Origin of the sequence: Cronobacter sp. HA18006 (assembly GCF_011605445.1) — a bacterium.
Taxonomy (GTDB): Bacteria; Pseudomonadota; Gammaproteobacteria; order Enterobacterales; family Enterobacteriaceae; genus Cronobacter; species Cronobacter sakazakii.
In genome coordinates this window covers 550,790-566,322 of sequence record NZ_JAANQB010000020.1, presented here as the reverse complement: position 1 = coordinate 566,322, position 15,533 = coordinate 550,790, and the positions used below count along the sequence as shown (strand labels likewise).

General features: G+C 48.1%; 14 protein-coding genes. 11 read left to right on the top strand and 3 right to left on the bottom strand.

The genetic code is table 11. The annotated features are described in order from the left end of the window. Positions 1-2 precede the first annotated feature (2 nt). The 11 genes from G9X48_RS11735 to G9X48_RS11685 all read left to right on the top strand — a co-directional run bounded on the left by G9X48_RS11735 (position 3) and on the right by G9X48_RS11685 (position 12,133). Positions 3-1,460 (top strand): glycosyltransferase family 2 protein, encoded by a 1,458-nt coding sequence (locus G9X48_RS11735; protein ID WP_166499937.1) that lies wholly within the window; start codon positions 3-5, stop codon positions 1,458-1,460. Further along, the gene (locus G9X48_RS11730) at positions 1,442-2,035 is read left to right on the top strand and encodes a hypothetical protein (protein ID WP_166499936.1); all 594 of its coding nucleotides are present in this window, start codon (positions 1,442-1,444) and stop codon (positions 2,033-2,035) included. The genes G9X48_RS11735 and G9X48_RS11730 overlap by 19 nt, the downstream gene beginning before the upstream one ends. Beyond that, on the top strand, positions 2,032-2,709 hold the full coding sequence (locus tag G9X48_RS11725) for a DUF6246 family protein (protein WP_166499935.1): 678 nt from the start codon (positions 2,032-2,034) through the stop codon (positions 2,707-2,709). Before G9X48_RS11730 ends, G9X48_RS11725 begins: the two co-directional genes overlap by 4 nt. A gap of 99 nt (positions 2,710-2,808) precedes the next feature. Continuing rightward, a complete protein-coding gene (locus G9X48_RS11720) occupies positions 2,809-3,165 on the top strand; it encodes a hypothetical protein (protein WP_029464203.1) in 357 nt (118 codons plus the stop codon). Between the two features lie 134 nt (positions 3,166-3,299). Next, positions 3,300-3,818 carry a hypothetical protein gene (locus tag G9X48_RS11715; protein ID WP_029464204.1) on the top strand — a complete coding sequence of 173 codons (519 nt, stop codon included), beginning with the start codon at positions 3,300-3,302 and terminating at the stop codon, positions 3,816-3,818. 57 nt (positions 3,819-3,875) lie between these two features. Next, positions 3,876-6,491: a tape measure protein gene (locus G9X48_RS11710; protein ID WP_166499934.1), complete on the top strand. Its 2,616-nt coding sequence runs from the start codon at positions 3,876-3,878 to the stop codon at positions 6,489-6,491. Beyond that, positions 6,491-6,988 (top strand): hypothetical protein, encoded by a 498-nt coding sequence (locus tag G9X48_RS11705; protein ID WP_104669170.1) that lies wholly within the window; start codon positions 6,491-6,493, stop codon positions 6,986-6,988. The genes G9X48_RS11710 and G9X48_RS11705 overlap by 1 nt, the downstream gene beginning before the upstream one ends. Then, positions 6,988-7,458 carry a hypothetical protein gene (locus tag G9X48_RS11700; RefSeq protein WP_069682527.1) on the top strand — a complete coding sequence of 157 codons (471 nt, stop codon included), beginning with the start codon at positions 6,988-6,990 and terminating at the stop codon, positions 7,456-7,458. The genes G9X48_RS11705 and G9X48_RS11700 overlap by 1 nt, the downstream gene beginning before the upstream one ends. Next, positions 7,421-7,837 carry an NlpC/P60 family protein gene (locus G9X48_RS11695; RefSeq protein WP_166499933.1) on the top strand — a complete coding sequence of 139 codons (417 nt, stop codon included), beginning with the start codon at positions 7,421-7,423 and terminating at the stop codon, positions 7,835-7,837. Before G9X48_RS11700 ends, G9X48_RS11695 begins: the two co-directional genes overlap by 38 nt. After that, the gene (locus G9X48_RS11690; protein ID WP_166499932.1) at positions 7,824-10,301 is read left to right on the top strand and encodes a host specificity factor TipJ family phage tail protein; all 2,478 of its coding nucleotides are present in this window, start codon (positions 7,824-7,826) and stop codon (positions 10,299-10,301) included. Before G9X48_RS11695 ends, G9X48_RS11690 begins: the two co-directional genes overlap by 14 nt. A 59-nt stretch (positions 10,302-10,360) precedes the next feature. After that, positions 10,361-12,133 (top strand): phage tail protein, encoded by a 1,773-nt coding sequence (locus tag G9X48_RS11685; protein WP_166499931.1) that lies wholly within the window; start codon positions 10,361-10,363, stop codon positions 12,131-12,133. A 56-nt stretch (positions 12,134-12,189) separates the two neighbouring features. Here the strand turns inward: G9X48_RS11685 and G9X48_RS11680 are convergent, their stop codons facing one another. The 3 genes from G9X48_RS11680 to G9X48_RS11670 are packed head-to-tail and all read right to left on the bottom strand — an operon-like array spanning position 12,190 to position 14,943. Continuing rightward, a complete protein-coding gene (locus G9X48_RS11680; protein ID WP_072001858.1) occupies positions 12,190-13,668 on the bottom strand; it encodes a glucosyltransferase domain-containing protein in 1,479 nt (492 codons plus the stop codon). Beyond that, the gene (locus G9X48_RS11675; RefSeq protein WP_166499930.1) at positions 13,661-14,584 is read right to left on the bottom strand and encodes a glycosyltransferase family 2 protein; all 924 of its coding nucleotides are present in this window, start codon (positions 14,582-14,584) and stop codon (positions 13,661-13,663) included. The genes G9X48_RS11680 and G9X48_RS11675 overlap by 8 nt, the downstream gene beginning before the upstream one ends. Next, positions 14,581-14,943 carry a GtrA family protein gene (locus tag G9X48_RS11670; protein ID WP_032967911.1) on the bottom strand — a complete coding sequence of 121 codons (363 nt, stop codon included), beginning with the start codon at positions 14,941-14,943 and terminating at the stop codon, positions 14,581-14,583. Before G9X48_RS11670 ends, G9X48_RS11675 begins: the two co-directional genes overlap by 4 nt. Positions 14,944-15,533 lie beyond the last annotated feature (590 nt).

Below are 15,533 nucleotides of genomic sequence, written 5' to 3'. Positions count from 1 at the left end.
ATATGCAGGTTCTGATAAACGGAATTCCCTACGAGCCAGCGTCGGCGCGCTCATCAGGCATCGGTATTGCCATCACCACTCATAACCGACCAGACGTACTGGCTCGTGCTCTTGAGCAGCACCAGAAGCATCTACCACCCGGCGCGGTGATTGTAATTGTCGATGATGGCTCGGTGCCTGCTGCCGTAACGCCAGAATCTGCACGGCTCATCCGTCATGAACAATCTCAGGGCATCGTGGCATCTAAAAACGCCAGCATTGAAGCCCTGATGGATGCCGGTTGTGAGCATCTGTTCCTGTGGGACGATGATGCATGGCCGATTGCTGATGGCTGGCATATTCCGTATATCGAGTCTCCTGAGCCTCATCTGGCATATCAGTTTCTCGACCTGGCAGGACCGCGCAAACTGAATGACCTTTCAGTCCTGTACCGGGATGAAAAACACATCGCCTATACCGGGCAGCGCGGCGTGATGCTCTATTACCACCGCAGCGCGATTGAAAAGGTTGGCGGGTTCGACCCGGTTTACGGGCGCGGGATGTACGAGCATTCAGACCTCGCTCTGCGCATTCATAATGCAGGGCTTACCTCATGGGCATATGCAGACGTTATCGGCTCTGAGAAGCTGATTTACTCGCTGGATGAGCATGAGTCGGTAGAGCGCTCAGTACCCAAGCCTGAGCGAGAGCGTCAGGTCAGCAACAACGTAAAAATTCACAACGAGCGCCGAGACACGGGCTACACAGGATGGGCACCGTACCGCAGACAGCGCAATGCCGTCATCACAACCTTCCTGACCAGTCATCCTGACCCGCAACGAGGAACCAGGATGAATCCAGAGCAGTCGCTTATCGCCAGATGGTCAGAATCGATTAAAGGTGCCGATGCGGTCATTCTCGCTGACGAGTTTGAATACTCACAGCCAGGCCAGACGACGGTTCGCGTGCCCGTTGTCGATATGAACGTTTATTTCCGGCGCTGGCTGCATGTATGGCAGCACCTGCGAGAGCATCCAGAATATCGTTTCGTCTGGTGTACCGATGGAACCGATGTCGAAATGCTTCGCGCGCCATGGGAAGAAATGCAGCCCGGCGTGATTTATGTCGGTTCTGAGCCAAAGACATATTCCGATGAATGGGCCATCAAAAACCATCCCGAGCGGGTGTATCAGTCATTCCTGAAGCAGTATGCCAGTGACACTATGCTGAACGCCGGATTGCTTGGAGGGTTACGCCAAGATGTCATGGAGTTTGCTCACCGCATCGTGCGGCTTTACTACCGCATTGAGTCAGACCGCTTCTGGAATAAAGAAGGGGCAGCAAGGGCGGTAGGTGACATGATCGCATTCGGTATCGTGGCGAAATCGTTCGGTGACCGAGTGATTACCGGCCCGAAAGTGCACACGGTGTTTAAGACCAACGGCATCGGCAAGGAAACAGCATGGTGGCAGCACAAGTAACATTCGCGGTGGTAGGTCATCACCGACGCGCCGAGCAGGCTCACAGGCTTGCTGAGAGCCTTAATGCGCGGCTTTTTATCGATGATGCCGACCACGGAGCCAACTGGAATCACCTGAGAGCAATCAAGTGGGCTGCCGGTCAGTCAGCGCGAGTGGTCGTGCTGGAAGATGATGCCCATCCCGTGGATGGCTTTGCAGGTCTTTCGGCTGAATGGTGCGCCAGATTCCCTGATGAGCTAATCAGTTTTTACCTCGGCACCGGTCGCCCGCCGCAGTATCAGCAACAGATTGCTGAAAGACTTATCGCCGCTGATAAGTTCCGTGCTGATTACATCACCCTGAACCGACTGATTCATGGCGTCTGCTATGCGCTGCCAGCCAGTGGAATTAACCGCATCCTGATGAACTGGAGCCAGCGAAAGCCGGCAGATTATGCCCTCGGCGACGCATGGGGAAGGGATGTTATTTACCCTTGCTATTCCCTTGTAGACCATGCCGACGAGATGCCCGTGGAAAAGGCTTTCGACGGCCTGCCGAGAACCGAGCGAAGAAAAGCGTGGAGGCTTTACCGGTGAATACCCCGCTTAAAGAGATTGGCGAGTGCCTCATCAGCGTTGACGGTGAGGATTATTTCTTCCGGCCGTCATTTGTGAACATGTCACGCATTGGTGATCCAGACGAAATCGTGCAGGTGTTTTACGACCTGCACAACGATGAAGTAACCAGCCTTGTGAGTCGAGCCGTTGAGGCTTACGGATACGTTCCGCAATGGCTGATAAGCCACATTAAAAGCACCAGTTACGGTCGCAAAGCGTTTCTCGCTTCAGTGGTTGTTCTGAATGCCTGTTGTGAAAAAGACGCTGGCCCATTGACCGGCGTATTCCATCCCTCGAAAGGCAACGGACGCACATTCAAAATTCGCAAAGGTGCGCTACCTGAATCTGACATGCTTCTGATTGCTCAGTCACTGATGACTCATGGTGTTATCGGGAAGGCTAAGGTTCGCAGGCTCCAAAGGCATGAAAACGGGGAGACCAGCACTGAGTTCCGCGCCGTCGATTACATCGTGGCCGCGCAGGCACATTTCGGCATGACCGAGCAGGAGGCTGGCAATCTGACAATGACCAAGTTTCAGATGCTACTGGCAACCAAATACCCTGAGCAGAAAGGTTTTACTCGCGAAGAGTATGATCAAGTAGCAGATGATTATCTTGCCAGGAAGGCCAGGCGTTTGTCGCAAGCGGCGTAGCCAACTCAGGCTGGTTTTTTGCTACCAATAATGGCGGGTAAGTCATGCGGTCTTATGGTGTTAAGATGTTTCTGATTGCAATCAATGGAAACATAAAAAATGAAAAAGGCATTGGCTTTAGCCGCAGTAGTAATGTTGTTAGCAGGGTGTAGCTCACGCGTGGCCGATTTGACCGTGGCGAGTACCAAAAACTACAACCTCAATTCAAACAATTTCGTTAAAGGTGCTCGCGTTCAGGGAGAAGACTCGGCTCCCGTGGTAATTTTCCCTCTCGGCATTCCCAATGTGAAGACTGCTATCGACAGAGCTATTGAGAAGAATCGTTGCTCAGTTGCGCTTTCTGATGTCGTTGTGACTCAGTTCAACCACTCTTTCCTGTTCGGCAAGTTTGGCTTCATTGTTGAAGGAACTGAGGTGATTGACCGTCGCCAGCCCGGTTGCGAGAACGCGAACTAAAACAGAGCCACCTACGGGTGGCTTTTTTGTATCAGTTGGTATGCAATCCCCCGCAAGTTTCCCTCCCGTTGGTTGATAAGTGATCTTTTGCTGTTATGATCTCGAGTAAAAATAGTGAGACCTTGAAAGTTATCATGAGCAAAAAAGGGATATTAATTGGCATTGCGATGATATCTGCATGTTTGGTTGGTTCAGTCTTTCTAGTTTCCTCTGAGGACGCGCAGGGTGCCGCAATGGTTAGCGCTTGCGATGCCCTGACCAAAAGTCAAATGAAGTCACCATCAACATATAAAATGTTGGACTCTTTATTTGAAATAAAGAAAGTTGATAAAGAGCATATCTCTGCCAAATTAAAGCAGATAGATAACGACGCCATAAGCCAAGGTGTTACCAAAGGCTATTTTAGCCTGAGTGAAGGAAAGGCTTTTGTTGATTTTGAAGCACAAAACTCCTTTGGAGTGCCATTAAAAGACACCACGCAGTGTAACTTCAACATCTATGCTGACTCTTGGGCATCTCTTGAATCGGCAACGGTGGGTGATAGGGATGTGAGCATGGCTGATATAATTATCACATCATCTGAACACAAGGTTGATTCAGGATTTTCATCAAAGCTTAAATATCTTAAATTAAAGATTCTTCAAAAAATCTGATTTATACACAGCCAAAACCCGCCAATGTGCGGGTTTTTTGTTTTCTGGAGACCACCGATGGCCGGAGATAAGCAGTTAGGTAACATCGTCTACCAAGTGGAAATGGATGTTGCTAAGCTCATTGCAGCGCAGCAAAAGGTTAATCAGCGTCTTGACCAGATGGATGGTAGTTTTAATAAGTCATCTCAATCCGCTGGTCGTTTCGAGGGCGCATTAAACAAGGTTGGGCTTGCTATTGCTGGCGCTTTCACAATAGAAACGGCCAGGCGGTTAATCGAAATTGGCGATCAGATGAATACCCTGCAAGCCAGGGTTGCGCGCCTGAGTCCAAGCGTTGATGCTGCCAAAGAGTCAATGAAGGCTTTGTCAGCTATTGCCTCTCAAACCGGGAATAGCCTTTCAGATACTGAGCGACTTTGGGAGACTCTCACCTCAGCCCTGAAAGAAACAGGCGCAACAAATTCACAGATTCTTTCCCTGACTGACACACTTCAAAAAATAGGCACTATCGGCGGGTCGTCTGCTGAGGAAATGTCTAATGCCCTGCGGCAGTTCGGGCAGTCAATTGCAGGCGGCGTTGTTCGTGCTGAGGAGTTCAACTCCATTCTTGAGCAAATGCCGGAACTGGCAAGGCAGATAGCGGCCGGGTTAGGCATTTCGATTGGTCAGTTAAGACAGCGAATGCTTGAAGGCAAGCTAACTGCTCAGGACGCGCTAAACGCTATCCAGAAACAGTCGGAGAGTGTTAACGCTGAATTCGACAAAATGCCAGTTAGCATCGACAGAGCTAAAAACAGTCTCGATGTTGCCTTTAAAAACGCAATAAGCGATCTGAACCAGGCAATAGGTCTGACATCCACACTTGCCGGATTAATGCAAAGCGTTGCTGATAACCTTAATTATTACAATAACAACGCAGGCGATGCCGGAAGGATGCCAAAACTTATTAAGTTGCAGCAAGAGCTTAATAAGGAAGTTCAGGAAGGGCAGCGCTGGTATGAAAGCGATGCTGTTTTTCAGCAAAGAAGAGGACAAGCTGCTTTTGAGCTTAAGCGCATAGAGCAGGAAATATCCAGCATTAGAGCCAAAGCTGCAAACGAAGCCAAAAATAACCAAGGTTTCAAAAGTGCATCAACCAATGGCGATGATGCTGCTACAGCCAAACTTGTCAAAAACTCTGAACGCAGATTAGCACTAGCCAAGCTTGAAGGAGAGGCTAGAGCAAGGCTGCAAGCTCAATATGATGCTGCCGATGCTGGGATTACTGACCAGAAACGCGTGAAGGCCCTGCAGGACGAGTATGCCGAGACATACCGGGTAACTGAAGCAAGAAAGCAAAGCAACAAAGAGGGCAAGCAGTCAGCCAGCCAGGCGGAGAGAAACGCAAAAGTTCTGGAGGAGTATCGGCAAAAGGCAAGCCTCTCAGCTGACTCGACTGCGGATCTTTCTCGAGAGCAGGCAATTCTTGCCGCCAGGCAGAAATTAACCAATCCAACACCTCAACAAATTGCTCAGGTTGAGCGTGATGCGGCGGCGGCCTGGGATAAGGCGGCGGCTCTAAAAGCACAGAATGCAGTGCCAATTCTAAAGGAAAACGCTAATTACGAAGAGCAGAAGAAAGCACTTGAGAGCTTGAAGGGACAGAAGGATGCTAACGGTCAGCTAATCCTATCTCAGGAGCAATACAATCAGGCATCTGAAAAGCTTGAGCAAGACCACCAAGTGGCGCTTGCCAAAATCAGAGCGCAACAGGTTGTAACTCCACAGCAGTCAGCTATAGGTGAGGTTGATCCTGTCCAGAGACTTGCAAACCAGCACGCTCAGGAGTTGGCGTTAATCCAGCAGTTTGAGCAGGAAGGTTTGTTAGCTCACCAAAATGCACTGGCCCTCAAAAATGCGGCCGATACGCAGTATGAGCAGCAAAGAACCGCTGCACAGTGGGAGCTTCTTAGCCAGCAGAGCCTTGGCTACAACATGTTAACGAGTGCCGTTGATGCATTCGCTGGCAACGCCTCAAACGCTCTTACTGGGCTCCTTACCGGTACGATGAGCGCTCAGGACGCGCTTCGATCACTGGGTAACACCATTCTGAACAGCGTTATTAACAGTATGGTTCAGGTTGGTGTTGAAGCACTGAAGAACATGATTATTGGTCAAACTATAGGTGCAGCTTCATCTGCTGCATCAATAGCTCAGGCCGCTCTGGTTGCCTCTGCATGGGCACCGGCAGCCGCAATGGCTTCATTGGCAACTCTTGGCGGTAATGCCGCTCCTGCTGCTGCAGGCATTACTTCAACGGTCGGGTTGGCATCAGGGCTGGCCTTAGCTGGTATGCGCTACAACGGCGGGCCGGTGAGTGCCGGTGGACTTTACCAGGTAGGCGAGAAAGGGAAGCCAGAGATTTACCAGGCCAGCACCGGGAAGCAGTACATGATACCGGGCGACAACGGCAGGGTTATCAGCAATAAGGATATGCAGGCAGGTGGAGGCATCAACGTCGTTGTAAATGTTCAGAACTATAACGGTTCATCAGTAGATGCGCAGGCCACTTCTGACGGTAATGGAGGACTTACTGTCGACGTTATCGTCGCCGACCTGAACAATGGCGGTCCAATCAGCAACGCCATAACCAGCAATATGAACGTTAAACGCACGCCAAGAGGACAGGGCTGATGGCGATTATCGACTATCCTGACTGGCTGCCGCTGGCGCAGAAAGCCAGTAAAAATATGACATTCGACACCGGGTTTCAGACTGACCAGCCAGCGGTCGGCCCGGCTATTTTCCAGAACCTTACTGACGACCTCAAAACCACATGGTCACTGACGTGGATTTTCACACTTGATGAAGAGCGCGCTTTCCAGCAGTGGTTGCGCAGCCCGAACTACCTGAATCGCGGTGTTAACTGGTTTCGTATGCCCATCAACATCGGCGGCAGTGGCTTGCAGGTTCAGGAGTTGCATTTCACACAGATGCCGGTGCAAACCAGCATCGACGGCGGAGTGGTTACGTGGACAGGCACTGTTATCGCCAACCATCTCTATAACCCTGACGACGAGTTCGACGACATCATTGTTGAGCTTCCTCCACCGTGGGATTCATGGTTGGATATCGTTGTCACTGGCTATCCGGACGGGCGCGATCCGGAGTCACTACCGAGGGTGCCGTAATGCCGAGCCTAAGGGAGTACAAGCAACAGCGCCCGACGCGCGGCCTATACGACACCATTACTTTCTATCACCCGTCATTCGGATACGTTCGCCTGGTAGATAAGCAGTTCTTCGACAAAACGCTTGGCGGCCAGGTGTACAAGCCTGCGCGTTTCGAAATTGAAGAGAGCCAGCAGAGCGGAACGCCGGTGATCGACGCCACTGTGAAACTTGGCCGCCTTTCATCGGACATCAAAGCGCTGATGAAGAAGTGGAAGGGTGCATCGCGTCTGACGGCAATCACAGCCACGCGGCAGATATTTGATAGTGGAGACGTGTCTGCGCCGATTAAATCTTGGCAACTGTACGTCAAAACGGTAGATATCGACGCAGATGCTGCATCAGTAACTCTCTCAGTAACCAACCCGCTAAACAACAACATAGGCCGCCTTTATGATCCACAGGAATACACAGGTCTTCAGTACCTCTGAGTTCGTCAGGCGGGTCATTGGCGTGCCGTGGGCGAACCGTGCCTGCTCGTTCGAGAAAGTAGACTGTTGGGGCTTGGTTATTCTTTATTACCGCCACGTGCTCGGTATTGAGCTACACCAGACACCGGACTACGAAGCCGGCTCTGACTTCTTCACCTGTTATCAGGGCGACGTCGTATTCTGGCGTCAGGTCGATAATCCGGAAGAGGGCGGGATATTCGTGGGGTACCGCGGCGCACAACCGGCGCATGTCGGCTTAGTGCTTAACAGGCAAGCGTTGCACTCTCGCGGCGAGAACGGAAGCGTGCGCATGGACTCGTTGCTTGTTATTCAGCGTGCATTCACTAAGGTGGAGTTTTTCGAATATGGCGTTGATTGAATTAAGTCGTTTCCCGGGAACGCCAAAAGAACGCTACAGGGTGCCAAATGGCACCCTTTTTTATGACTGGCTGGCGGCCAATGACGCCACCTTTCACCGTGATCTGCTTATCGTCCGCAACGGCGTGAAGCTTGGCGACGATGACGAACTGGCGTTTGAGTTGAGCGAGTTGGACAAAATCCAGATATTCGACCAGCCAAAGGGCATCGTAGAAGATATTCTTAGCCCTATCTTTAAAGTGGTTGGGCAGGTTTTTTCCTTTCTTGCGCCAAAGCCAGCTATCGCAAACACTGGCGGGAATACAGTAGATTCTCCAAATAATAGCCTTACAGGACAGACTAATACCGCGCGCGTCTATAAAGCCAAGCCGGATATTTATGGTCAGGTGAGGTCATTTCCTGACCTTATTCAGGAATCTGTTTTCGAATATGTGCGTCAGAATGATAAAGATGGCGGACTGAAGTACGTGACAGAATGGATGTGCATCGGAATCGGTAAGTACGATTATGAGTCTGTGCGCTACTCTGAATCGAGTCTGGGCTCACTGGCTGGGGCTGAATATCAGTTTTATCAGCCCGGTGAAGTCATCCCCCAAATCGTCGAGGGATATGGCTTCGATGACGTAGATGGACAGGAGGTGCCTGGGCAGAACGAAGCGGGAGATTTCCCGATAGAAACGGCGACGGCAAACACAGTCGTCAGCGGGACATATTCCGGCGGCCAGATAGCCATGAAAATCGTGAAGCAATCCGACTTCGATTATTTCATGGGGTTAGTGCTGCCGCATGCCGTAACATTCACCATTAACGTTACGTACAGCACGGCTTCTGGCAATGTCACTACTGATGCTACTTTCTCTGGCACACTTATCTCCGCTGTTGAGACAAACGATGGGGCGGTTACTAATCCTGTTCGCTGGTACACTTTCACGATGAGCGACCTGCAGGGCCCTCAGGACATCCCGGCAAATGCCACCATCAACACTACGAAATTCATTCTCAACGACAACGAAGCGCTTGTTGTGGGGCCATTCTTCTCGCCAGTTGAATCTTCTCAGCTCTGGCTACACACGCAGTCGAGCCTGGGTGGTAAAAAACAGACGAACTGGAAAGTTGTTATCTGGAAAATCGACGATGATTACAACCAGATCCCCGGCACTACGCAGACATTTACTTATTACCAGGGAACGCCGCACGACCATACGAGCGAAGTGTTTTATCGCACAGATAAGATAACCCCGTCAGGTGGCTTTGGTAAGTATGCGATCAGCTTCCAACGCACTGATAACTCCAGCGATGCCTCGGTGCTAAAAGTTGAAGAAATCCACGCCATTAATATCAGAACGAACGTTGTTCATCCTACTGATACGCTGGTACGTGTCAAAGTTCGGGCGACAGAAAACGCGCTGGGAAGTCGCGAACGCAAATATAACGCTCTCGTAACGCGCCATACCATCACTTACAACCTGAACACGCAGGCTGTGGATTACACGCTGCGACCGTCTCGCTCGTTCGCTGATGCGGTGGCGCATACCTGGCTCATCATGGGTGAGCAGTCGGTCAGCAGCATTGACCTGTACGGTCTGTACTCTATTGCTGAGAGTCTGCCAGATGAGCGCCTGGGCTACTTCGACTACACCTTTGACGACGAAAACGACTCGCTCGGTGACCGCGTGCAGGCAATCTGTAATGCGGCATCGGTGGTTGCTTATTGGGACGACGGTGTACTTACATTCACACGTGACCAGAAAGTCGATTATCCGGCGGCAGTATTCAACCGGGCCAACATGAAGACGGACGAGTACAAAATGACGTACGAAGCCACGCTACCGGGTGGCTATGACGGTGTGCAGGTGTCCTATGTCCACCCGACCACCAACAATAAGACGTACATCAACTACCGCGTGCTGAACGGCGCTATCGTCGAGCAGGAAGCAGAGAATCCGAACAAGCTGGAGATAGTCGGCTTTCGTAACGAGTACCAGGCACGGGAGCGCGCGCTGCGCGAAACTAAGCGTCTCATCTACTCGCGTGTGAAGATGAACGCCAAAGTGTTCGAAGACGGTATTATCCAGGTGGGTAGCGTCATTCAGATGCCAGACATCTACGACAGCAACCAGCAGCAGGGTTATGTCACCGGGCGCGCCGGAAATAACTTTGATACCAGCGAGCCGATCACGTTCTCTGGTTCGATGTATGTACTGGTGACCGACAGCCTGGGCAACCCGAGTCTGCGTTACCCGGCTACGGCCCGCACCGATACGAAATACGGTTTCACTGCGGCAATACCCGACATCCAGCTCAATATCTGGAACGGCGACACTGTGCAACTCCCGTCGCGCTATTTAATAGCGACTGTGGAAGAACTGGACAGTCAGCTATGGAAAGTCAGCAGCATTAAGCCTAATACCGACAATACCGTATCACTGACGGTCGCAGAGTATAGCGACGCCATCTACCAATAAAACAATCCCGACCACCTCAACAACCCGGCCACAGTGCCGGGTTTTTTTATGGAAAAAATATGACTACGCAACCGACGCAAGATGCAGTACCAAGTGAATCTCCGCGAGACCTCAAATTCAATGCGGGGAAAATTGACGAGTTTGTCACGTCGATGGGCTGGACTTATACCGATAGATTCGGTGTGAAGCATTACACAATTGAAGGTCTTCGCTGGCTTGCTCAGCAAGCTATTGCGCAGTACGGCTATATCACTCTGGACAGCTTCGAAGACGGGAATACGCTGACTCTGCCAAATCAGGTTCTACGCCTTGAGGCTACTGGTGAGTATTACCGCTGGGATGGTGCGTTTCCAAAGACTGTTCCCGCCAATTCAACTCCAGAAACCACGGGTGGCATTGGCGCCGGTAAGTGGCTAAGTGTGGGCGATGCCACGCTGAGAAGAGACCTGGCGACCGGACAGCAGGCGGCACTGATTGGATATGAAGACGGGACGGTAAAGTCAGCTCTGGACGAGTTTAGCGCAAAAACAGGCTTCAACGCGGTAGGCCGCTTCCTCAATTTATCAGAATTGCGCGCGCAGGCACCATCATCAGCCGGCCAGATTGTCTATGTTGCATCGGCTGCCAGCGCTACTGCTACAGAAAAACATTATGGTGGCGGCTACTTCCAATCATTCGATAATAGCACATCACAGATTGCCGATGATGGGGGCATCGTTATTGTTCCATCAACTGGAACGTTGGCATGGCGTCGCATTAATTTCACGGCCTACGATATGCAGTTTTGGGGGGTGAAACCTGACGGAGTCACAGATAACGCTGAGGCTATTACTAAAGCGTGTGGTTATGCAAAGAACAATCATGTAGAACTAGTATTTCCTTCTGGAAACGTCAAGTCATCAGAAGCATTTCCATTCCATTCTAAAATGTCAGTTCGTGGTGCAGGGCGTGAGAGTTCATTTTTTAGTAAAACTACCAACAACAAGTATTTTGTTGATGCTTCATTACAAGTTGATGCTCTTTTAGTGATGCTGCCGGATGTTTACAATCCAGCAGGCCATGAGATGGATACCTTTTGTTTTAAACCAAAGATTGAGGGTATTACATTTCAACGAGATTCTCTTACGGTAGATAATCTTTGTAACTATGGGATGTGGGGGCAAAAACTTGCAGCACCTATAATTAGAGATGCCAATTTCTATGGTGCTTATATAGGGCTCTATGGAGAGGTATGGTTTCTTTTCGAGGCTAAATCAGTGCAATGTTTTGGTGTTCCAGGTCGTTCCTATGCAGGTGTCAGTATTGCCAAATCTGTGAATGGGAAATATGTTTCATCTGGTACGTCACTTAATTTTGATTTAGTTAACGTTGCAGGTTTTGCAAATGCTTTCATTATAGCGAATATGAGCTATTCCTCATTAAGGAATTGTACTGGAGAGAATATATCAAGGCTAAATAGTGAGCCTGGTGCATGTGTTTTCAGTTTTATTAATCCATATGGTATCAATATGACTGCATGCTCTTCTGAAGGTGCGGATGCAATTATTATACGGGTCATTGTAGCGGATAATATCAGCGGATCTGCAACGCTAGTTGTTGATAGTTATCAAATGGTTAACGATACTAATCCAGCTGTACCAACTAGACCATTTTATGTTGATTCCGGAAATGCAGGTGTAGTGAATGTTACATTTGTTGGTGGGGATATAAGAACTGGAGGTAGCAATTATTTACCACCTTTGGCGTCAGGAACAAACTGCAATATAAAGGTTGTTGGTGCGTCAACTAATGCGTGGGATATTTTGTCTGATGCAACGTATAGAGAGCTTTGACCCATCTCCCGCCCTAAGGCGGGAGTATTATTTGCGGTTGAAGAATGTATTGTATCCTACCTATTTGAGCAATCCCTAAATGAGAATGAAACCACAAGATCTCCATTGCTGAAATATGTTTTGTATAACCCTGCATCAGTTATAAGTTGCATGTTACATAATTGTGATATTATTTCAACTTGTCTGGATGGTATTGGTTGTTCTCTGCCTGAATAGATTTCAGTCATCTTTACAATACCCCAAGCAAGATAGCCATCAAAATATGATGGTATCATTTGTCTGTATAATGGAGACTTTTGAATAGCTTTATCCGCTATAGGCGTATAGAGAGCTTTCCCATCTATAGTGATCGTTTTTACGTCCTTAAATCCAATCTTTACGATATCATTTGTTACACCAATAATTATTCTTTCTGCCAACCTATCTTGAGATTTCATTGCATTAGCAAATGTTCCTATATAAGAAAAAGATGAAATAAGAACAACGCAGTAAATAATATTTAATTTAGCTTGATGCTTTGTTGATATAAATGAAATCAATGCAAATGTAGATGACATAAAAAAACCGAATCCTATGAATACACGAGGTCCTATAGGCATCGATTTAAGCGCTAGACCAGGGCCAGGGATGCAAAATATAAGAATTAGCAGGCACGATGGGATAAGTATGTAACTAATAGACGTTTTAAAATTAATTTTTCTGTACTGATATACACGCAGTATTAGTGAAATCAAGCCTAATGATGCTAATAAAAATACTACATTGTAAATTTTAGCAATATTTCCTGTGTAAAAAGTACTTAATACATCAGAAGTAATCTTGACGTTTTTTTGCAATTCACCAAAACTATCTATAATTTGATTATAGCCATTAGCATAGTCACTGGTCACAAATAAAGGGACAATTATCTTTGCATATGCTAAGTAACCTACAACCATTCCAAAAGATGCAATCGCGACTTTCACCACTAAAGAGTATGGCTCTTCATTGTTTCTGATCGCAAAGAGTACATATAAGCATATCACTGATATAAAGACACTTAGTGACGCTTGGTACAAAGAAAGTGAAATGAAAACACATAAAAAGGATGCAAAGAAAATTTTTCCTCTTCCTGTCCTCATATAAAAAAGTGGAACTGCTGCTATTGCGGCAGATAGCGCCATGGTTAGAGAGTCGAAACGAAACGATAAGTTTTGTATAAAGAATGGACTAAGAAATATTGGTGTGAAAACTAACCATCCATATTTATGTGATGGGTTAAGATAGATGTGCATTAAATAACACAAGCTACTCATAATTAAAATTGAAATAATTTGCGGGAAAGGTGATATATCTGTAGCAGGAGAGCCAAGGTCTAGCGTCTTAAATATAAAATCAGAAAGTGGCCTGCCATCGATACCCCATGAAAAATACCCATATACAGATCTACCTATATCATCATAATACGGGCTGTTATTAATAAGCAATGGAAGAATGTAAAAAATGCCAATTACCCATAGTGGTATTAGTGATCTATAATTTATTTTATTAAACATCTTTTGTTTCCTTTAATATATATTTTGGTCTTTGCTTTGTTTCAATATAAATTCGTCCAATGTACTCACCAAGAACACCAATACCAATGAGTTGGATACCACCAAGGAAAAGTATAGATACTAGCAGGGATGGATAACCTCTAACCGGGTTTCCAAACGCCAGAGTGTCCAGAATCATCCATGCGCCATATGTAAATGCTAAGCCAGCGACGAGAAGGCCGATGTAAGTCCACATACGTAGCGGAAAAGTCGAGAAGCTCGTAATTCCCTCAAGAGCAAGATTCCACAACTTCCATCCGTTGAACTTGGTACTGCCAGCAACACGTTCTGCGCGGGCATAATCAACGATATCAGTGCGACCACCAACCCAACTCAAAACACCCTTCATGAAAAGGTTGCGTTCTGGCATGAGCTTAATGTTCTCTACGACTTCACGAGACATCAGACGGAAATCACCAACATTTTCCTCGATCTGCGGATTGCTGATTTTATTGTGAAGCTTATAGAACATTTCGGCGCTCTTGCGCTTCAGTCGCCCATCTGTCGATCTGTCAGTGCGTTTAGCTAAAACGACATCTGCGCCAGCCCGCCAGCGTTCTATCAGCTGCGGGATGACCTCAATCGGGTCCTGCAAATCTACATCAATTGGAATAACCGCGTCGCCGGTTGCGTGGTCTAGGCCTGCGAAAAGGGCTGGTTCTTTCCCGAAGTTGCGAGTAAAGGACAAAGGCACGACTAACGGATCTGACACAGCCAGCGCGTTGATAATTGACTCTGTAGCGTCCTTACTTCCGTCATTGATGAATACGATTTCCACCTCAAACGATTTAAGAAGCTCATATTCCCTGACGGTTTTATAGAAAATAGGGATAGTGTCTTCTTCATTGAAGACAGGAACCACAAGTGAAATCTTCATTTCGCTTCCCTGAAGACGATGTATTTCGAATAGATAAACCCGCACACCAGGCTGATTGCGGAGAATACGACCAGAGTCACTAATGGTGGAAGAGAGCATTCATCTGCCGCCCATCCCACAGCCGCGCTCAGAGACCCCATAAACCCAACATAAAGCACATAGCGCGTCGTTGTTGTAGAGCTGTTGAACGTAAAACGAGCGTTTGCAAAAAAGCTAAAGCTTACCGCAACAACGAATCCGCTGAAGTTCGCCAGTGCCTGGCTGGTTCCCAGCGCATAGAAGCACGCGGCAAATACCACCCAATGGATTAGCGTATTGAGCACGCCCACAGAAGCGTACTTTGTAAAGAGCTTGAGCATATCTAAGTCCGTTAGATTTGAAGGGGAAGAGTCTATCATCGGACGCGGCATCGATCGACGGTGATGTAGGTGGGACAGAAGTGAGACACGCAAGGCTTTGCACCGGTTTGCAGAGCTTTGCGTTCTCTGTGCCATATTTGTGACATGCACACAGAAACAAGATTCATCATCTCCCCTCTTGTGCCACTGACTTGATGGCTGTGAATGCGGTCAATGCCAGTAAAAACAGTTGGTTAAATGAGGTGCTTCACATTCGTAATGCGAAGGTCGTAGGTTCGACTCCTATTATCGGCACTCACACAACAAAATCCTTTAAAAATAATAGTTTAAGACAATTTTCGTTCTCAAGGTACAATCTTTTTTTAAGGGATTATATGACCAACAGTTGCCGCTATGGTTAACAGTGGCTACTCAGGGATGTTAGCACGTAGCGGCCTCTAGTTGTAAAGCTCGAACAGGTACAAAGCGTGAACAGTCCACACGAACCGCTATCAACTCGAAGCTGATGACGCTGCCAACGTCTCTAAATCCTCCCGAAACAGATTGATCACACGCATTTAAGCCCGATGTGTGGCCCTATGAGCCACGTA